Below are 18,273 nucleotides of genomic sequence, written 5' to 3' on the forward strand. Positions count from 1 at the left end.
CGCGTGATGGCTACTCGATGTCGAGTGCCTGGAAGGCGGCTTCGTTGGCATGCAGCGAGGGCAGCAGCGTCTCGCCGAGTTCGGTGGTCACTTCCGCCAGGAGGGCTTCGGCGACCGCGAACAGCGCTGCCAGGGGATTGAAGAAGTTGTCGCCTTCGCAACAGGCGTGAAAGTGTCGCGAGGCGAAAGGCAGCAGGGGCGAGTCGCCGCGGTTGGCGAGGGCGATGACGCGGGCGCCCCGATTCGCCGCCAGTTCGCTTGCGAGTACCGTCATGCGGGTCTCGGGTTTCACGGCGATGGCGATCAGTACGTCGTCCGGGCCGATGTGGCCGAGGTCCTCGGCGATGGTGAAGCCCGCACCGCCCAGTGTGGTGACGGGCTTGTCGAGAAATCCCAGGTAGTAGCCGAGGTAGTGAGCCAGACCGAAGCAACCGCGCAGGCCGAGTACGTAGATACGACTGGCCTCGAGCAGTTCCCGGGCGGCGCCATGCAGTGCTTCGATGTCCAGGTGTTCCGCGGTGCGCGTGAGGTTGTCGAGTTCCTGGGTCATCAGGCGTGAACTCGTGGTGTCATCGTCGTCGCTGCCAGCCAGCCGACGCACCTGCTCGCTGTAGAAATGCCGGCTACGCAGCATCTCCTCCTGAAACAGGCGCTGGAAGTCGCGAAACCCCTCGAAGCCGAGCTGATGGGCGAGACGGGTCAGCGTCGAGGCACTGACGCCGTGCTCGTCGGCCAGGCTGCCGATGCTGTGCAGAGTGACATTCTCGGGAGCGGCCAACAGCCCCTCGAGAAGCACCAGCCGTCGGGTGCCGAGACGCATGGGGGCTGCCTGGCGTCGGGCGGCATCGACGAGGGTGCGGAGCGCTTCCAGGGAGTCGGGAGGCAGGACGATGTCGGCTGTTCGGGGCATGGGGCGGCTCGTCGATGTCAGGGAGTCGGGGGCAACCAGCGCTCCCAGTATACCGGTTGATCCGGCCCTGACCTCAACTGACACCAGATGCCGCGAGAGGTGACCCGGAACAGGACACTGGCCAGGGTGTTCTCGTTATCGGGATCATCGGGGGCGAGCCGATGAATGGGCAATGTTGGATGCCGACGGTCGGCTAGCAGCGACAACAGCGCGTCGGCCGTGGTGGGCCCACGATGTGCCTCGTGCCATTCTTCCAGGCGCCGCTGGCGGGCCGCTGAGGAGTCGGTGATGCGTTGGGGGAGGTCACGAAAGCGTTCATGAACCAAGTGGTTGGCGTGCACCTCGCAGGGCATCGCCGGAATGGCCGAGAGGCCCTGCCAGGGGGCCTCGACGCTCAGCGGTCGGCATTGCCGAGTGTCGGCCATCATGAAATGGAATCCGCCGCAACGCCGGGTCCGATTCAGCAATCGCAGGGCGCTTTCGGTGTCTGGACAGGCGAGCAGGGCGCGGGCGGTGACCATGCGCGGAATGCCGCGTCGTGACTCGGTCAATCTCAGGTTGTTGACGGTATAGGCGAAACCGGCGTCGTTGACGCCAAGGGTGTGACCGGCCAGGGAGCCCGGATAGCAGAAGGCCGTGAAGGCGGGCGCATCGTCTGGCCGGGCCTCGAGCACGAAGCAATCGCGGCGCAGTGCCGGATTACCGTCCTCGTTGTGGGCCAGCCAGGCCCCGTCATCGCCGGCCACGGCCACCGAGGTGCAACCCTCGGGGCCGGTGGGGGACAGGTCACCCCGGCAGTTCCACAGCAGTACACGTGCGAAGGGCTGGTGCATGCCATCAGCGAGGCCATGCAGTTCCTCGACGTATGCCGGGAACTCGCGGCGCAGCCGCTCGGCGATGTCTGCAAGCCAACCGTCGTGTAGTGCCGGCATGAGGCGCTGAAAGTCATGGCTGGGCAGGATGCTCTTGGCGAAAGCCTCGCGGCCCAGTTCGCCCATGGCATGGCCGATGGTGTAATGGCTGCCCGAAATGTCGAGATGCTTCATTCGTGAATCCTGCTATTGAATGTGGGCGAGGAACTCGGCAAAACGAGGAATGGGCGGCTCACGCATCAGCTCTCGAGGGTCGCCGTCCAGCACGATCCGTCCATTGTCCATGAACAGCAGCCGGGTGCCCACATCACGGGCGAAGGACATTTCATGGGTGACCACGATCATGGTCATGCCGGCCTCGGCGACATCGCGCATGACCTTGAGCACTTCATGGCGCAGCTCGGGGTCCAGCGCCGAGGTCGGTTCGTCGAACAACATCAGGTCCGGGTTGATGGCCAGTGCGCGGGCGATGGCCACGCGTTGTGCCTGGCCGCCGGAGAGTTCGTCCGGGTAGTGATGCCCGCGCTCGGCGAGGCCGACCTTCTGCAGGAGCCCGCGCGCCACTTCCTCGGCGTCAGTCTTCGATTTACGGCGCACTCGACGCACGCCGTAGGCGATATTTTCCAGGGCGGTCATGTGGGGAAAGAGGTTGAACTGCTGGAACACCATGCCGGCTTCCTGGCGAACCTCGCGGATCCGGGTCGTCGGGTCGGCGACGTTCTTGCCGTCGACCCAGAGCGCGCCGGTGGTGATACGTTCCAGGGCATTGATGCAGCGTAGCATGGTCGACTTTCCGGAGCCGGAAGGACCAACGATGAAAACGATCTCGCCCTTGTCGATGCTGACATTCAGGTCTTCCAGTACGACATTGGTGCCGAAGGCCTTGGTGACCTGGTCGAATTTCACCATGCTCATAGGATTTTCATCCTTTTTTCCAGCAATCTGAGAAGCAGCGTCAGGGAGAGGGTCATGGCCAGATAGATCAGGGCCACGGTGGTCCAGATCTCCACGGCGCGGAAGCTACTGGCCATGACCTCCTGTCCTTGTCGGGTGAGCTCGGCCACGCCGATGACAATGAACAGTGAGGTATCCTTGAGGCTGATGATGACCTGATTGCCCAACGGAGGAACCAGGCGGCGAAAGGCCAGCGGCCCGATGATGTCCTTGAACAGCTGAACCCGAGTGATGCCCAGTGCCTTGCCGGCTTCGATATGGCCACGGCCGATCGAGAGCAGCGCGCCGCGCACGATTTCGGCGATATAGGCCCCGGCGTTGATCATGATGGCGACGATCGCCGAGGACAGGGCGTCGATGCGCATGTCCAGCAGTACCGGCATGGCGAAATAAATGAACATGACCTGGACGACGATCGGGGTGCCGCGAATCACCTCGATGTAGAGCATGGCAATGGCATTGACCAGACGGTTGCCGTAGGCGCGGGCCGTGCCGGCGACGGCGCCGATCACCAGGCCGCCGAACAGGCCGGAGAAAGTGATCAACAGCGTCAGTTGGGCGCCCTTGGCGAGCTCCGGCAACGCGTCGAACATGGCGGAAACGTCGAACTCCATGGAGATAGCCTCCGTTGTGCGATGAGCCGGGGCCTCGCCCCGGCATGGCGTCGGATCGGGCTCAGTTCTCGCCGAACCACTTGGCGTATATCTCGTCGTAGGTGCCGTCTTCGATCAGCTCGAGCAGGGCGACGTTGACCGGGTTGCGCAGCTCGCTGCCCTCAGGAAAGCCGATGCCGTAGGACTGGGCGTCCATGCGATCGCCGACGGCCTTGACGTCGCCATCGCCGGCGGTCTGGATGTAGTAGAGGACATTCGGTGTATCGTGCGCGGCCACCTCGACGCGGCCGGTGCGCAGTGCGAGATAGGCATCGCCGATGTTGGGGAACTTGATGACTTCTCCTGTCGACAGGTCATCGATGTAGGCGGCCGCCGCAGTGCCCTGCTTCACGCCGATGCGCTTGCCTTCCAGGTCGTCGACGCCGCCGACCGAATCATCGTCCTGCTTGACCATCAGGGTGACGCCGCTGTCGTAGTAAGGGTGGGAGTAGTCGATTACCTGCTCGCGCTCGGCGGTAATCGAGATGGCGGCGAGCGCCAGGTCGACGTTACCGGTCTGCAGGGCCGGGATGATGCCGCCGAAATCCATGGGCTGGAGCTCGTACTCCATGTCGACCCGCTCGGCGATGGCCTTCCACATGTCGATGTCGAAACCGACGTATTCACCGTCCCGCTCGAACTCGAAGGGGACGAAGGCGGTATCGACGGCGACCAGCAGTGGTTCTTCCTGAGCCTGGAGTGTCCCGCTCAGGGTGAAGACCGCCAGGGCAGGGGCGAAGTAACGGGTCAGTATCTTCATGTTGTGTCTCCATTGGTGTTGTTGGCTGTGGAGTGAGGCGTGTTTTTGATTGGAATTATTTTTTCTTAAAAATAGAGATTGACGCAAAATTTTGCAATTAAATTTTCATATGCGGCGTCGAGACGCTTCCGAGTGCGCTAACGACGATGCCCCGGCGCGTGGCCGGGGCATCGAGTGACGGTGGGAAGATCGGGGATCAGGCGGGGTGGTGACGCAGCACCTTGGACTTGTCGGTGACGAAGGCGTCGTACTCGAAGTCGTCGACGGTCAACATGTCCAGTACCTCGGCTTCGCGCTGGCGCATGAAGGTGGCGTCTTCCTCGCCGATCAGCCCGGCGGCGCGGGCGGCCTCCACCTGCTGCTCGGGATGCAGTGCCTCGGCCGGGATCTCGCCCTTGGCATGTGCCTTGCCGACCGTGCGATACAGGGCTTCGGCGCGTTCCTGGGTGGCCAGCAGGGCGTTGTAGCGGGCCAGGGGGTTGTCCTGGGGCCCATCATCGGCGTCCCAGGTATTGGCGGTGAGCTTGTGACGCAGGGCACTGTCCCGGGAGACGGACTGGGCAATGGCCCGCGACAGGTCATCCCGGGGGCGTGACCAGCGTCGGCCGAGCGGCATGATGATCAGGCGCAGCGTGCGACCAAGGGCGCGATTGGGCAGATTTTCGAACAGTTCGACGAAGGCTTGTTCGGCGCGGCCCAGCAGCAGGCTCGCGGCGTAGTGCAGCAGGGCGTCCTCGCCCTCGACACGGTCGCCCTCGTGCCACTGCTTGAGCATCATGCTGGTCAGGTAGAGATTGGAGAGCACATCGCCGAGCCGGGCGGAGAGCATTTCGCGTTGCTTGAGCTTCGAGCCGAGGCTGGCCATGGCGGCGTCGGCGGCCAGGCCGAAGCCGGCGGACAGGCGTGCGATGTCCTGGGCATAGGGGGCGGCGACATCGTCGAAGGGAACCCCTGACTTGCCGATGCCGAGCCCCTGGGTCAGGGCGCGGGCGGCGTTGCCGAAGATCAGGCCGGCATGGCCGAAGAAGGCGCGGTCGAAGGCCTTGGGATCGTCGGCGTCCTTGGCGGCCAGTTCCTCGAGAACGTAGGGATGGCAACGGATCGCGCCCTGACCGAAGATCATCAGGTTGCGGGTCATGATGTTGGCCCCCTCGACGGTGATGGCCACCGGGTTGGCGCTGTAGCCGATGCCGAGGTAGTTGCGTGGCCCCAGCGTCACGGCCTTGCCGCCATGGATATCCATGGCGTCGGCGAGGATGTCGCGCTGGAACTCGGTCAACTGGCTCTTGAGGATCGCCGACGGCACCGCCGGCTTCTCGCCATGGTCGATGGTGTTGGCGGTCTGATAGACGGCGGCCTGGGCGATGTAGGCCAGCGCCGTCATGCGGGCCAGAGGTTCCTGGACGCCTTCCATCTCGGCGACCGGTACGTTGAACTGGCGGCGAATGCGGGCGAAGCCGCCGCTCCAGCCGATGGCGTAGCGGGCCGTGCCGGTGGCGCCGGAGGGCAGGGTGATGCAGCGACCGACGGACAGGCACTCGACCAGCATGCGCCAGCCCTGACCGATCATTTCCTCGCCGCCGATGATGGTCGAGAGCGGCACGAAGACCTTGTCACCCTTGATCGGGCCATTGAGGAAGGGGCTGCCGATGGGGTGGTGGCGGCGGCCGATCTGCATGCCTTCGGTGTCGCGGGGCACCAGCGCCAGGGTGATGCCGCGATCCTCGTCGTCGCCGAGCAGGTGATCGGGATCGAACAGGCGGAAGGCCAGGCCGACCACGCTGGCGATGGGAGCCAGGGTGATCCAGCGCTTCTCGAAGGTCAGCTCGAGGCCCAGCGTCTCCTCGCCGTCGATCTCACGCTTGACCACCACGCCGACGTCGGGGAGCGAGGTGGCGTCGCTGCCGGCGCGCGGGCCGGTCAGGCCGAAGCAGGGAATCTCGCGGCCATCGGCCAGGCGCGGCAGGTAATGATCCTTCTGTTCCTGGGTACCGTACTTGAGCAGCAGCTCGCCCGGACCGAGGGAATTGGGTACCCCTACGGTGACCATCAGGGTCTCGCTGATCGACAGTTTCTGCAGGATCGTCGACTGTGCCTTGGCGGAAAAGCCCAGTCCCCCGTATTCCTTGGGGATGATCATGCCGAAGAAGCGCTCGCGCTTGAGGTAGTCCCAGAGTTCCTGGGGCAGGTCGGCGCGCTCGCGGGCGATATCCCAAGCATTGCACATGCCGGCGGCGACGCCGCACTGGTGGTCGACGAAGGCGCGCTCCTCATCGGACAGGCCGTCGTCGCGGAAGGCCAGCAGGCGTTGCCAGTCCGGACGGCCGGAGAACAGCTCGCCGTCCCAGGCCACACTGCCGGCCTCCAGTGCGGTGCGCTCGGTGGCCGAGACCTTGGGGGCGACCTTTTTGAACATCGCGAACAGCCGGGGCGTCAGCCAGGTGCCACGTACGCCCGGCAAGCCGCAGGCGGCGATGCCGACGGTGACGATCAGCAGCAGGATACCGATCACCGCTGCGCCGGCGAAAATGCCGACCAGGCCGGTGATGCCGGTGACCGCCAGCGCGGGCAGGGCGCCGGCTTCGCGGCGCATCACGATGAGCAGGCCGATCACGGCCAGCGCGAGCAGGATCAGGGTCAGCATGGGGATCTCCGGGTCGTTGTCATTGGCAAGAATTCGAACATCTGTTTGAATTCTTGCAGAATAGCCCAGTTCCCTGCAAGCGGCCAGCTATTCCCGGTGTTATCGCCCGGGGGGAGTCGGTCGAAACGCCCGGCATGTTGCCCGCGGTTTTCCGGTACGCCTCGCCGGGGTGTCTCGGTGCCACAATGAAACGCCCCGCGCTGCGTCGGCAGGCGGGGCGTCGTCGTGCGGCAGGGGCCGTGCGGAACTCAGTCGAGCCGGCGCATGGGCGCCTGCTGGGCGGGGGCTCCATTGGCGACATAGTAGGCCGCGTCGCTCTTCGGCAGCGGCTCGCGGCCTCGAATCTTGTCGGCCATCTTCTCGGCCAGCATGATCGTCGGGGCGTTGAGGTTGCCGGTAGGGATCACCGGGAACAGTGACGCATCGACCACGCGCAGGCCTTCCAGCCCGTGGACACGGCCGACGCCGTCGACCACGGCGTCATCGCCTTCGCCCATGCGGCAACTGCCGCAGGGATGGTAGGCCGTCTCGGCGTGCTCGCGAACGAAGGCGTCGAGCTCGGCGTCGGACGTCACGTCCGGCCCCGGGGAGATCTCGCGACCACGATAAGCATCGAAGGCCGGCTGCGCGATGATCTCGCGGGTCAGGCGAATGGCGTCGCGGAATTCCTGCCAGTCCTTGTCGGTGGACATGTAGTTGAACAGGATGCTGGGCGCTGCCGCGGGGTCGCGGGATGTCAGGCGCACGCGTCCTTCACTCTCGGAGCGCATGGAACCGACGTGGGCCTGGAAACCATGGGCCTGGACCGCGCTCTTGCCGTTGTAGCTGATGGCGATGGGCAGGAAGTGGTACTGCAGGTTGGGCCACTCCTCTTCGTCACGGCTGCGGATGAAACCGGCCGCCTCGAACTGGTTGCTGGCCCCCACGCCGCTGCCCATGAAGAGCCATTCGGCGCCGATCTTCGGCTGGTTCCACCATTTCAGTGCCGGGTACAGCGAAATCGGCTGGGTGCATTCGTACTGGATGTACATTTCCAGATGGTCCTGGAGGTGGGCGCCGACGTTCTCGTTGACCTGGACCGGCTCGATGCCGAATTCCTCGAGCACGTCCTGCGGCCCTACCCCGGAGCGTTGCAGGATCTGCGGTGAAGCGATGGCGCCGGCGCACAGCAGGACTTCGCGACGGGCACGAACCTCGTGCGGTTGCCCCTTGCGGGCGTAACGCACCCCAGTGGCACGCTTTCCCTCGAAGGTGATGACGTCGGTGGTAGCGTGGGTCTCGATGGTCAGGTTCGAACGCGACTTGGCCTGGTCGAGATAACCCCGTGCCGTGGAGGCGCGACGGCCGTTCGGCGTGACGAAACGGTCCATGGGGCCGAAACCCTCCTGCTGGTAGCCGTTGACGTCGTCCGTGGCCGGATAGCCGGCCTGTTGTCCCGCCTCGATGAAGGTGTGATAGAGCGGGTTGTTGCCTTCCTTCGGTGTGGTCACGCTGACCGGGCCGTCGCCGCCATGGTAGTCGTCGGGACCGATATCGCGGGTCTCGGCCTTGCGGAAGTAGGGCAGGCAGTCGGCGTAGGTCCAGTCCTCGAGGCCATCGCGCTTGGCCCAATTGTCGTAGTCCAGGGCGTTGCCGCGGATGTAGCACATGCCGTTGATCAACGAGGAGCCGCCGAGGCCCTTGCCGCGTCCGCACTCCATGCGCCGACCATCCATGTACGGTTCTGGGTCGGTCTCGAAGGCCCAGTTGTAACGTTTGCCCTGCAGCGGGAAGGCCAACGCCGCTGGCATCTGGGTGCGGAAGTCGAAGCGGTAGTCGGGGCCGCCGGCCTCGAGCAACAGGACCTTGACGTCCGGGTCCTCGGTCAGGCGAGTGGCCAGGACATTGCCGGCCGAGCCGGCGCCGATGATGACGTAATCGAATTCACGAATCTGGGACATGGAGCCTCCCTGGAAGAATCGAAGGTGCCTTGAAGGCAAGTGGCGAGAACGCCGCCTGCCTCAGGGGGCATGGAGCGCGATCTCCGTACTCCGTGGTAATGGTGGAAGGGCAATATGAATGCCCTTCCCGGTGCTGGGCGGAGATGAGCGCCGGGGACAAGGTGGAGCGAGGGTCATCCGCCATGGGTGAGGCGCATGCCGCCGAACGGGCTGGCCATGGAGGGCCAGCCCAGGTCCTGCAAGCGAAGCAGGAAGCGGGAGCGCCGCAGGGCGGATGTAGCGCCCAGGGATGGGTTCACAGCGCCCTCGCGCAAGCTTGTCGCCGGAAAAGCTCATCGTTTCGCCGGGCTCGAACGAGGTATCAGAACACGGACTCGAAGGGCCCCATCTCGACCTGCACCGACTTGGTCTGGGTGTAGTGGGCCAAGGTTTCCAGGCCATTCTCGCGGCCCACGCCGGACTGCTTGTAGCCGCCCACCGGCATCTCGGCGGGGGAGTCGCCCCAGGTGTTGATCCAGCAGATACCCGCCTCCAGGCGATGAATCACCCGGTGGGCACGGTTGAGGCCCTCGGTGAAGACACCGGCGGCCAGGCCGTAGAAGGTATCATTGGCGCGACGGATCACTTCCTCTTCGTCGTCGAAGGTCAGAATCGACATCACCGGACCGAAGATTTCTTCACGCACGATGCGCATGCTGTCGTCGCAGTCGGTGAATACCGTGGGGGCGGCCCAGGCACCAGCACTGTAAGCGTCCTGGTCCCAGGCATCGCCGCCGGCCAGCACGCGGGCGCCTTCCTGCTTGCCCAGCTCGATGTAGGAGAGCACCTTCTGCTGATGCTCGAAACTGACCAATGGGCCGAAGTTGACCGCCGGGTCCAGCGGGTCGCCGGCCTTGATACGGGCTACCCGCTCGGCGATCTTCGCTTCGAAGGCGTCCTTGACCCGGCGATCGACGAAGACCCGAGTGCCGTTGGTGCAGATCTGCCCGCTGGAGTAGAAATTGGCCATCATGGCGGCGTCGGCGGCACGGTCCAGGTCGGCGTCGTCGAAGACGATCAGTGGCGACTTGCCACCCAGCTCCATGGTCACGTCCTTGAGCGTGGAGGCGGCGGAAGCGGACATCACCTTCTTGCCGGTGCCGACCTCGCCGGTGAAGGACACCTTGTCGATGCCGGCGTGGCCGGTCATCAACTGACCAACCCGGCCGTCACCATGGATCACGTTGAAGACGCCGTCGGGCATGCCGGCCTCGGTGAAGATCTCGGCGAGCACCATGGCCGTCAGCGGGGTGACTTCGCTGGGCTTGAAGACCACGGCGTTGCCGGCGGCCAGCGCCGGGGCGGATTTCCAGCAGGCGATCTGGATGGGATAGTTCCAGGCACCGATGGCGCCGATCACGCCCAGTGGCTCGCGACGCGTGTAGACGAAAGAGGAATCACGCAGTGGAATCTGGCTGCCTTCGATGGCACCGGCCAGGCCGGCATAGTATTCGAGGACTTCGGTGCCGGTAACGATATCGACCTCGGCGGTCTCGCTGATCGGCTTGCCGGTGTTGCGGGTTTCCAGTTCGGCGATCTCGTCGTTCCGCTCCCTCAGCAGCGCCACGGCGCGATTCAGGATACGGCCACGTTCCACGCCGGTCATGGCGGCCCAGATGCGCTGACCACGTCGGGCGGCGTCGACGGCGGTGTCGACGTCGGCCTCGCTGGCCTGCTGGATATCAGCCAGGCGGCTGCCATCGAAGGGGTTCACGACCGGAAAGGTTTCGCCGGAGGTGGCGTCCACACGGCGGCCGTCGATGTAGAGGGACTGGGTATCGAGCTGTGTCATGGTGGCTCCCGTCAGGACTCGGGTTGGGGTTCGTGTGAAGGACGCGGGGTCCGTGCATCCTGGGTGCGCAGCAACTGGTCGAGGTAGTCTCGGGCCAGGCGCCGCGCGCGGTCGGAATCCAGGCCTTCGGGCGTCAGGGCACCGCGCAGCCATAGGCCATCGATCATGGCGGCCAGGGCGCGGGCGGCGTCACGAGCCTGTTCGCGTGGCATCAAGAAGCGAAACTGGTGGCAGAGGTTGGCGTACAGGCGACGGTCGTTGACGTTCTGCAGGCGTTGCAACTGCGGTTGATGCATACTGCTGGCCCAGAACGCCAGCCAGGTCTTGGCCACCGGGCCGGTGACCTGACTGCGATCAAAGTTGCCGTCGATGATCGCTTCCAGGTGTGCCCGGGGCGAGCTCGTCGACAACGCCTGGCGTCGAGCCGACACGGCGTCACCCAGATCGTTGAGGATCTGACGCATCGTCGCCTCCATCAGGCCGTCCTTGCCGCCGAAATAATGGCTGATGATCCCGGCGGAAACGCCGGCGTGACGCGCGATGCGCATCACTGTGGCATCGGCCAGGCCAACGTCGTCGATGGCGGCCATGGTGGCCTTGATCAGCTGCTGGCGACGGATGGGTTCCATTCCGACCTTGGGCACCTTGCTGACTCCTCTTCCGTGTTCACCTTGCAACCATGCGGTCTAGCATGGTTAAGATAGGGCCAGTTTGCCATTTTTTTATTGAATGTTCAATCAATAAAAATGGCGGCGGGCGGCTTCTCATCCCGCCCGGGAGCGACGGGCGCTCACTACAGAGGCGCCTGCGCCGACTATTCACTTTCCAATTCAAGGGAGAGATGTCAATGAACAAGATGACCATGGGGCTGGCAACCGCCGCAATCGCGCTGTCTTCCTCACCGCTGATGGCTGCCGAAGACAGCTGCCAGCCGGTGCGTTTCGCCGAGGTCGGCTGGACGGATATCACCGCTACCACCGCGCTGACCACCGAGGTCCTGGAAGCCATGGGGTATGAGACCCGTATCGATACCGTCTCGGTGCCCATCGCCTATTCGGGCATGAAGAATGGCGATTTCGATGTCTTCCTCGGCAACTGGATGCCGTCCATGGCCTCGATCAGCGATCCCTACGTGGAGCGTGGCGAGGTGGAACGCCTGGGTGCCAATCTGGAAGGGGCCAAGTACACCCTGGCGGTGCCCCAGTACGTTCATGATGCCGGCGTGACCTCGGTGGACGACCTGGACGAGCATGCCGAGCGTTTCTCGCAGCAATTGCACGGCATCGAGGCCGGTAATGACGGCAACGAGCTGATCCAACAGATGATCGACGACGATGCCTTTGGCCTGGGTGACTGGCAGTTGATCGACTCCAGTGAGGCCGGGATGCTGGCCGAGTTGAAGGCTCGGGTTCCGGACGAGAAGTGGATGGTGTTCCTGGGCTGGGAGCCGCACCCGATGAACACCAACTTCGACATGGCCTACCTCGAGGGTGCCGACGACTACTTCGGTCCGAACCTGGGCGGTGCCACGGTGTATACCAACACTCGGGCCGACTATGCCGAGGCGTGCCCCAATGTCGGCAACCTGCTGAACAACCTGAGCTTCACGCTGGAGATGGAAAACCAGCTGATGGGCACCATCATGGATGAAGGCGCTGATCCTCGCGAGGCGGCGAAGGGCTACCTCCAGGCGCATCCCCAGGTGCTCGATGGCTGGCTCGACGGCGTGACCACCAAGGATGGCGAGCCGGCGCTGCCGGCGGTCAAGCAGGCCCTGTCTATCGAGGAGTGATGCTCGTGCGGGCTTGCCATGCAAGCGGCCCGCATGCATAATCCCTCCCCGTTGCTCGATGGGCAACGGAAAGGCTACGTAGCTCAGCTGGTTAGAGCACATCACTCATAATGATGGGGTCCCCTGTTCGAATCAGGGCGTAGCCACCAGGGATATCGAGAAGACGCCCGTTCGGTCATGCCGGACGGGCGTCTTGCGTTGGGGGGATCGACGGAACCATTAGATGATACTTGACGTTGTCGAGCCGATCCGTATACTACGCCCCGTGTTCGAGGTCGTTCCCCGATAGCTCAGTTGGTAGAGCAAATGACTGTTAATCATTGGGTCGCAGGTTCGAATCCTGCTCGGGGAGCCAACACCTCGTTTCATCGAGGCTCGAACGCCGCGCCGAGCAAGAAGGCGCGTTGAAGGTCATTCCCCGATAGCTCAGTTGGTAGAGCAAATGACTGTTAATCATTGGGTCGCAGGTTCGAGTCCTGCTCGGGGAGCCACCTTTCCTTTCTCTTGCCCGTTCCTGGGCATGCACATCGTCATTCCCCGATAGCTCAGTTGGTAGAGCAAGTGACTGTTAATCACTGGGTCGCAGGTTCGAGTCCTGCTCGGGGAGCCATGTCGTTGTCACTCGCTTCATTTGACGAACCATCATCACCCATCGGCTGCTGACATCGTCTTGCACGGCGCCTTCTGCTACGCCGCGGATTAGCTTGTCGTGAGCCGTCGTACAAGCGTTGAAAAGCAAGACGCCGGGTCGATGACCCGGCGTCGTGTCGTGATGCCTTGAGGTGTCGGTCTACTCGTTCAAGTCAGCGTGCTCGGCGAACTGTATGCCGCTCTCCAGCCTGGAAAAGTCGAGCAGAATCTCCGCCGCCTCCGTCAGTGGCGCGCGATCGAGAGGTTGTGGCTCGTCTTCCTCGTCCTGATCTCGGCTGTCTATCCAGCTTTCCAGGGGCTCCAGGCCGAGGGCGTTGCGTCGCTCATTCTCCAGAGCCAGCTGTTCGTCCTCGCGCGCCTGGGTCTCACGACGTCGCTGCTCGCGGTTGAGGCTGACGCTGGTGTGTTGTTCGCGAAGGCGCTCGGAGAGGGCCGCCCGGCGTTCCAGATAGTGGAAGTTGGGATGATCGTCGGCGCGTTGGCGGTGACGCTCCCGCAGGGTTTCCAGGTAGCGGCGCGGGTCGCCATACTGGCGGTACTGCACCTTGCGCACGCTGTCCCAGCCCAGGGCATTGTCGAGGCTGCTCTCGCCGATGGTGTCAGGGTCCACCAGGCTGGGGAACTGGATGTCCGGCGCGACGCCGCGATTCTGGGTGCTGTCGCCGGAAATGCGGTAGAACTTGGCGCGCGTCAACTTGACCTGGCCGAGATCCAGTTCGTTGAGGGTCTGCACGGTCCCCTTGCCGAAGGTGTTGCTGCCCACCACAAGGCCGCGACCGTAATCTTGAATGGCGCCGGCGAAGATCTCCGAGGCCGAGGCCGAGAGGCGATTGACCAGTACCACCAGAGGGCCGTCGTAGAGAGTGCCGCTTTCGGTGTCGCCGTAGAGCTTGATACGGCCTCTGGCATCGCGAACCTGGACGGTGGGGCCACGGTCGATGAACAGGCCGAGCATCGAATTGGCTTCCTGCAAGGCGCCGCCGCCGTTATTGCGCAGATCGAGGACGATACCCTCGACATTTTCCTTGCGTAATTTCTTGATTTCCTTGGCAACGTCGCGCGTGGTGCTGCGATAGTCTTCCTCGCCGGCCTGCCAGGCATCGAAGTCGACATAGAAGGCCGGCACTTCGATCATGCCGACGCGGTGTGTGCCATCGTCGCGCTGTATCTCGATCACCTCGCTCTGGGCGGCCTGGTCCTCGAGCTTGACGGTGTCTCGAGTGATCTCGATGACCTTGGAGCGTGTCATGTCCATGGCCTGGCCGGGCACGATTTCGAGGCGTACCACCGAGCCCTTGGGGCCACGGATCATGTCGACCACTTCGTCGAGACGCATGCCGACCACGTTGACGATCTCTTCATCTTCCTGGCCGACGCCGATGATGCGGTCGGCAGGCTTGAGTGCACCGGCCTTCTCGGCGGGGCCACCGGCGACCAGGCTGGATACCTTGACGTACTCGCCATCCGCCTGGAGCAGTGCACCGATGCCTTCCAGGGAGAGCTTCATCTGGATGTCAAAATCCTCGCTCTCGCGGGGTGAGAAGTAGTCAGTGTGCGGATCGATGGTGTCGGTCACCGCGGTCATGAAGAGGTCGAAGACATCCTCGGCATTGGTCTGGCGCAAGCGGTTGAGTTGCCCCTCGTAGCGTTGGCGGAGCGTTTCCTCGACCGTCTTCTCTTTCTTGATGACTGCGTCATCGTCGGTCGTGTCATCATCGCGGGATGATGGCGATTGTTCCTCGGCTGACGCCGAGTCGCCCTCCGAGGCAGAGGTGTCCTGGGCCTCGGGCTCTTCCCGGTTGATCGACAGCTGCAAGGCGGCGTTCTTGAGGCGTTTGGTCCACAGGGTGTCGAGCTGTGCCTCGTCGGTGGGCCAGGGCATGTCGGCGCGATCCAGGATCAGGCGCTGGTTACCGTCGAAGGAGAAATCGAGTCCGTCGTCGAGACGGTCCAGCATCCATTCCAGGCGATCTTCAACGCGTTGCTGGTAGCGTTGGTAAAGGGCGAAAGGGCGTGCCAGTTCGCCGTCCAGAATGGCGTCGTCGATCCGGGTGCGCATGTCGTCGAAGTCGGCAATGTCGCTGCGCAGCAGGTAGGCGCGTTGCCCGTCGAGGGCATCCAGATAGTGCTGGAAGGCTCGCTTGGACCAGTCGTCGTCCAGCCGAATCTCAGAATAATGGTCGTTGAGCAGGGAGTCGGCGATTTCCTCGGCCGTTTGACGCTGAGCGTCGCTGGGGGCGATATCGGCCAGTGCCGGGCCGGCAACCAGCAGCAGGGCCAGGGCCGACGCGCGCCCCAGGGTAGCAAACAGGCTCATCAATGAAGCACTCCCTGATTCATGTACACTATTCGTCCAGACTGCGATTCGGCGCTCGAGTTGCAAGACCGAGCGAGCATTGTAGCAGTTCCGGCGACATGCCAAGACCCCTTGAACGTTTCATCACTAGAGGATCTCATGCCCCAGGATGCCCGCCTCGAGCGCTTGCTCGATTTTCTGCGTCGCTCTCCGACGCCTTGGCACGCCACCGCCAACATGGCCGAGCGGCTGGAGGCCGAAGGCTTTCGCCGCCTGGAGGAAACAGAGGCCTGGCGACTGTCGCCCGGCGAGCGTGTCTATGTGACCCGTAACGATTCCTCGATCATCGCGCTGCAGCTGCCGTCCGAGCCGCTCGATGCCCTGCGCATGATCGGTGCCCACACCGATAGCCCGGGGTTGCGCCTCAAGCCGCATGCGCCGCAGACATCGGCCGGCTGGTTGCAATTGGGTGTCGAGGTCTATGGTGGTGCCCTGCTGGCGCCCTGGTTCGACCGTGACCTGGGCCTGGCCGGGCGTGTGCATGTGCGCCATGCCGATGGGCGCCTGGAGGGCGTGCTGCTCAATGTCGAACGTCCCTTGGCGATTGTCCCCAGTCTGGCGATTCATCTCGATCGCGAGGCCAACAACGGCAGGGCGATGAACGCTCAGACCGAAATGCCGCCGGTATTTCTGCAGGGTGGCGAGAATGCCGATCTCGATCGGTTGCTGCGTGGCTGGCTGGCCGAGCAGCATGACCTCGAGGACGTCGAGGTCATCGACTTCGAGCTGGCCCTGTATGACGTTCAGCCGCCGTCCCGGGTGGGTGTTGGAGGGGAATTGATCGCCAGCGCGCGTCTCGACAACCTGTTGTCTTGTTTCATTGGGCTCGAGGCCTTGCTGGAAAGCGATGGTCGCCAGGGCGCGGTGCTGGTGGCCAATGACCACGAGGAGGTTGGCAGTGCCAGCGCCTGCGGTGCCCAGGGGCCTTTCCTGGTCGATGTGCTACGGCGGGTTAACGCCCAGTTGAGCGACGGCACGGAGGAGAGTTTTATTCGCCTGGTACAGGCCTCGCGGATGATCTCCTGCGATAATGCCCACGCCCTGCACCCCAACTTCCGTGACAAGCATGATGCGGCTCATGGGCCGGCGCTCAACGGAGGGCCGGTGATCAAGGTCAACGCGAACCAGCGTTATGCGACCAATAGTGCCACCTCGGCGCTGTTCCGCGAGCTGTGTCGCCAGGTCGACGTGCCGGTGCAGACCTTCGTCACCCGTGCCGACATGGGGTGCGGCAGCACCATCGGGCCGATCACTGCTACCGAGCTGGGGGTACCGACCCTGGATGTGGGGGTGCCCCAATGGGCCATGCACTCGATCCGCGAGACATCCGGGGCGCGGGATGTGGAGTATCTGACCCGGGTGCTGACGGCCTTTATCGAGCGGGAAGGGCTTTAGGCTTGCGAGCCACGAGCCACGAGCCACGAGCCACGAGCTGCGAGCTGCGAGCTGCGAGTCGAAAGCTTGAAGGTGTATGGCCTGAAGATTAGGCTTGCCTGCTCGAATCTCGAAGCCAAAAAAGCCCGCCTGGCGAACCAGGCGGGCTTTTCGGTATCTGGTGGCTACGCCCTGATTCGAACAGGGGACCCCATCATTATGAGTGATGTGCTCTAACCAGCTGAGCTACGTAGCCGACAACGGGGGCGAATGATACGGATAAGCCCCCGCCACGTCAAGCCGTTACATCCTTAAACGTTGAACCTGAAGTGCACGACGTCGCCGTCGGCGACGATATAATCCTTGCCTTCGAGGCGCCATTTTCCGGCATCCTTGGCGCCCTGCTCGCCGCCCAGGGCCACGAAGTCGTCGTAGGCGACGACTTCGGCGCGAATGAAGCCCTTCTGGAAGTCGGTGTGGATCACGCCGGCGGCTTCAGGGGCGGTGGCGCCGATCTTGACGGTCCAGGCCCGAACTTCCTTCACGCCGGCGGTGAAGTAGGTCTGCAGGCCGAGCAGTGCATAGCCGGCGCGAATCACGCGATCCAGCCCCGGTTCTTCCATGCCCATCTCGTCGAGGAACATGGCACGTTCCTCATCGTCGAGTTCGGCGATCTCGGCCTCGATCTGGTTGCACACCGGCACGACCACGGCGCCTTCCTCGGCAGCGATCTCATTGACGATGTCGAGGTAGGGATTGTCCTCGAAGCCGTCCTCGTTGACGTTGGCGATGTACATGGTGGGTTTAAGCGTCAGCAGGCCGAAGCTCTTGAGCTGGCGCTTCTCGTCGTCATCCAGGCCGAAGCTGCGCAGTGGCTGGCCCTCGGCCAGGTGCGGCTGAATGCGGTCGAGAATCGCCTTGGTGGCGATGGCCTCCTTGTCGCCTCCCTTCACCACGCGGGCCAGGCGCTGGATGGCACGCTCGACGGTGTCCAGGTCGGCCAGGGCGAGTTCGAGATTGATGGTCTCGATGTCGGCCCTTGGGTCGACCTGGTTGGCCACGTGGATGACGTTGTCGTTGTCGAAGCAGCGCACGACATGGGCGATGGCCTGGGTCTCGCGGATATTGGCCAGGAACTGGTTGCCGAGTCCCTCGCCCTTGGAGGCGCCCGCCACCAGGCCGGCAATGTCCACGAACTCCATGGTGGTCGGAATCACCTTCTCGGGCTTCACCATGCTCGCCAGCTTGTCGAGCCGCGGGTCCGGCATCGGTACGATGCCGACATTGGGCTCGATGGTGCAGAAGGGAAAGTTCTCGGCGTCGATGCCCGACTTGGTCAGGGCATTGAATAGAGTCGATTTGCCGACGTTGGGCAGGCCGACGATACCGCAGTTGAAACCCATGGGCTGATCCTGGAAAGAGAGTTCGAAAAGGATGATTGGCCGGTATTCTATCGTTGCTACGAGCTACGAGCTACGAGCTACGAGCTACGAGCTACGAGCTACGAGCTACGAGCTACGAGCTACGAGCTACGAG

The 18,273-nt window shown here is 63.6% G+C and carries 14 protein-coding genes and 5 tRNA genes; 6 read left to right on the top strand and 13 right to left on the bottom strand.

Going from position 1 to position 18,273, the window contains the following annotated elements:
- Window positions 1-10 precede the first annotated feature (10 nt).
- The 10 genes from RSO41_RS15060 to betI all read right to left on the bottom strand — a co-directional run bounded on the left by RSO41_RS15060 (window position 11) and on the right by betI (window position 11,208).
- Window positions 11-910, bottom strand: a complete 900-nt coding sequence (locus tag RSO41_RS15060; protein WP_315619990.1) for a MurR/RpiR family transcriptional regulator — start codon at window positions 908-910, stop codon at window positions 11-13.
- Between the two features lie 17 nt (window positions 911-927).
- Window positions 928-1,956, bottom strand: coding sequence for a C45 family peptidase (locus RSO41_RS15065; protein ID WP_315619991.1), 1,029 nt, complete (start codon window positions 1,954-1,956; stop codon window positions 928-930).
- 12 nt (window positions 1,957-1,968) lie between these two features.
- Complete coding sequence (glnQ, locus tag RSO41_RS15070; protein ID WP_410000344.1) at window positions 1,969-2,691, bottom strand: glutamine ABC transporter ATP-binding protein GlnQ; 723 nt, start codon at window positions 2,689-2,691, stop codon at window positions 1,969-1,971.
- A gap of 2 nt (window positions 2,692-2,693) precedes the next feature.
- Complete coding sequence (gene glnP / locus RSO41_RS15075; protein ID WP_315619993.1) at window positions 2,694-3,350, bottom strand: glutamine ABC transporter permease GlnP; 657 nt, start codon at window positions 3,348-3,350, stop codon at window positions 2,694-2,696.
- A 61-nt stretch (window positions 3,351-3,411) separates the two neighbouring features.
- Complete coding sequence (gene glnH, locus RSO41_RS15080; protein ID WP_315619994.1) at window positions 3,412-4,149, bottom strand: glutamine ABC transporter substrate-binding protein GlnH; 738 nt, start codon at window positions 4,147-4,149, stop codon at window positions 3,412-3,414.
- Between the two features lie 196 nt (window positions 4,150-4,345).
- On the bottom strand, window positions 4,346-6,793 hold the full coding sequence (locus RSO41_RS15085) for an acyl-CoA dehydrogenase (protein ID WP_315619996.1): 2,448 nt from the start codon (window positions 6,791-6,793) through the stop codon (window positions 4,346-4,348).
- 248 nt (window positions 6,794-7,041) lie between these two features.
- Entirely contained in the window at window positions 7,042-8,733 is a 1,692-nt protein-coding gene (gene betA, locus RSO41_RS15090) for a choline dehydrogenase (RefSeq protein WP_315619998.1), read from the bottom strand.
- 173 nt (window positions 8,734-8,906) lie between these two features.
- Window positions 8,907-9,032 (bottom strand): hypothetical protein, encoded by a 126-nt coding sequence (locus RSO41_RS15095; RefSeq protein WP_315619999.1) that lies wholly within the window; start codon window positions 9,030-9,032, stop codon window positions 8,907-8,909.
- Between the two features lie 62 nt (window positions 9,033-9,094).
- Window positions 9,095-10,564 carry a betaine-aldehyde dehydrogenase gene (gene betB / locus RSO41_RS15100; RefSeq protein WP_315620001.1) on the bottom strand — a complete coding sequence of 490 codons (1,470 nt, stop codon included), beginning with the start codon at window positions 10,562-10,564 and terminating at the stop codon, window positions 9,095-9,097.
- An 11-nt stretch (window positions 10,565-10,575) separates the two neighbouring features.
- A complete protein-coding gene (betI, locus tag RSO41_RS15105; protein WP_315620003.1) occupies window positions 10,576-11,208 on the bottom strand; it encodes a transcriptional regulator BetI in 633 nt (210 codons plus the stop codon).
- Between the two features lie 203 nt (window positions 11,209-11,411).
- Here betI and RSO41_RS15110 point away from each other — a divergent pair, with 203 nt between their 5' ends.
- From RSO41_RS15110 to RSO41_RS15130, 5 genes are all read left to right on the top strand, one after another.
- A complete protein-coding gene (locus RSO41_RS15110) occupies window positions 11,412-12,356 on the top strand; it encodes a choline ABC transporter substrate-binding protein (RefSeq protein ID WP_315620004.1) in 945 nt (314 codons plus the stop codon).
- A gap of 72 nt (window positions 12,357-12,428) precedes the next feature.
- Window positions 12,429-12,505 (top strand) — tRNA-Met (locus RSO41_RS15115).
- A gap of 130 nt (window positions 12,506-12,635) precedes the next feature.
- Window positions 12,636-12,711: transfer RNA gene (locus tag RSO41_RS15120), tRNA-Asn, on the top strand.
- 60 nt (window positions 12,712-12,771) lie between these two features.
- Window positions 12,772-12,847: transfer RNA gene (locus RSO41_RS15125), tRNA-Asn, on the top strand.
- Between the two features lie 43 nt (window positions 12,848-12,890).
- Window positions 12,891-12,966, top strand: a tRNA-Asn gene (locus RSO41_RS15130).
- Window positions 12,967-13,146: 180 nt separating this feature from the next.
- On the opposite strand, the gene RSO41_RS15135 is transcribed toward RSO41_RS15130, so the two are convergent.
- Complete coding sequence (locus RSO41_RS15135) at window positions 13,147-15,324, bottom strand: carboxy terminal-processing peptidase (protein WP_315620005.1); 2,178 nt, start codon at window positions 15,322-15,324, stop codon at window positions 13,147-13,149.
- 138 nt (window positions 15,325-15,462) lie between these two features.
- On the opposite strand from RSO41_RS15135, the gene RSO41_RS15140 reads away from it, so the two are divergent.
- Window positions 15,463-16,758: a M18 family aminopeptidase gene (locus tag RSO41_RS15140; protein WP_315620006.1), complete on the top strand. Its 1,296-nt coding sequence runs from the start codon at window positions 15,463-15,465 to the stop codon at window positions 16,756-16,758.
- A gap of 158 nt (window positions 16,759-16,916) precedes the next feature.
- Here the strand turns inward: RSO41_RS15140 and RSO41_RS15145 are convergent.
- Together RSO41_RS15145 and ychF are read right to left on the bottom strand one after the other, a co-directional pair.
- Window positions 16,917-16,993 (bottom strand) — tRNA-Met (locus RSO41_RS15145).
- 55 nt (window positions 16,994-17,048) lie between these two features.
- Window positions 17,049-18,140, bottom strand: a complete 1,092-nt coding sequence (gene ychF / locus RSO41_RS15150; RefSeq protein ID WP_315620007.1) for a redox-regulated ATPase YchF — start codon at window positions 18,138-18,140, stop codon at window positions 17,049-17,051.
- Window positions 18,141-18,273: the final 133 nt, after the last annotated feature.

Source organism: Halomonas sp. I1, from assembly GCF_032334135.1.
In the GTDB taxonomy this organism is placed as follows: domain Bacteria; phylum Pseudomonadota; class Gammaproteobacteria; order Pseudomonadales; family Halomonadaceae; genus Halomonas.

Bases quoted from the DNA above. Each gene is read 5' to 3' on its own strand.
- RSO41_RS15140 (WP_315620006.1), top strand. From the start codon at position 15,463: ATGCCCCAGGATGCCCGCCTCGAGCGCTTGCTCGATTTTCTGCGTCGC.
- betB (WP_315620001.1), bottom strand. From the start codon at position 10,564: ATGACACAGCTCGATACCCAGTCCCTCTACATCGACGGCCGCCGTGTG.
- ychF (WP_315620007.1), bottom strand. From the start codon at position 18,140: ATGGGTTTCAACTGCGGTATCGTCGGCCTGCCCAACGTCGGCAAATCG.
- RSO41_RS15065 (WP_315619991.1), bottom strand. From the start codon at position 1,956: ATGAAGCATCTCGACATTTCGGGCAGCCATTACACCATCGGCCATGCC.
- RSO41_RS15110 (WP_315620004.1), top strand. From the start codon at position 11,412: ATGAACAAGATGACCATGGGGCTGGCAACCGCCGCAATCGCGCTGTCT.
- betA (WP_315619998.1), bottom strand. From the start codon at position 8,733: ATGTCCCAGATTCGTGAATTCGATTACGTCATCATCGGCGCCGGCTCG.
- RSO41_RS15085 (WP_315619996.1), bottom strand. From the start codon at position 6,793: ATGCTGACCCTGATCCTGCTCGCGCTGGCCGTGATCGGCCTGCTCATC.
- glnQ (WP_410000344.1), bottom strand. From the start codon at position 2,691: ATGGTGAAATTCGACCAGGTCACCAAGGCCTTCGGCACCAATGTCGTA.
- glnH (WP_315619994.1), bottom strand. From the start codon at position 4,149: ATGAAGATACTGACCCGTTACTTCGCCCCTGCCCTGGCGGTCTTCACC.
- RSO41_RS15135 (WP_315620005.1), bottom strand. From the start codon at position 15,324: ATGAGCCTGTTTGCTACCCTGGGGCGCGCGTCGGCCCTGGCCCTGCTG.
- RSO41_RS15060 (WP_315619990.1), bottom strand. From the start codon at position 910: ATGCCCCGAACAGCCGACATCGTCCTGCCTCCCGACTCCCTGGAAGCG.
- glnP (WP_315619993.1), bottom strand. From the start codon at position 3,350: ATGGAGTTCGACGTTTCCGCCATGTTCGACGCGTTGCCGGAGCTCGCC.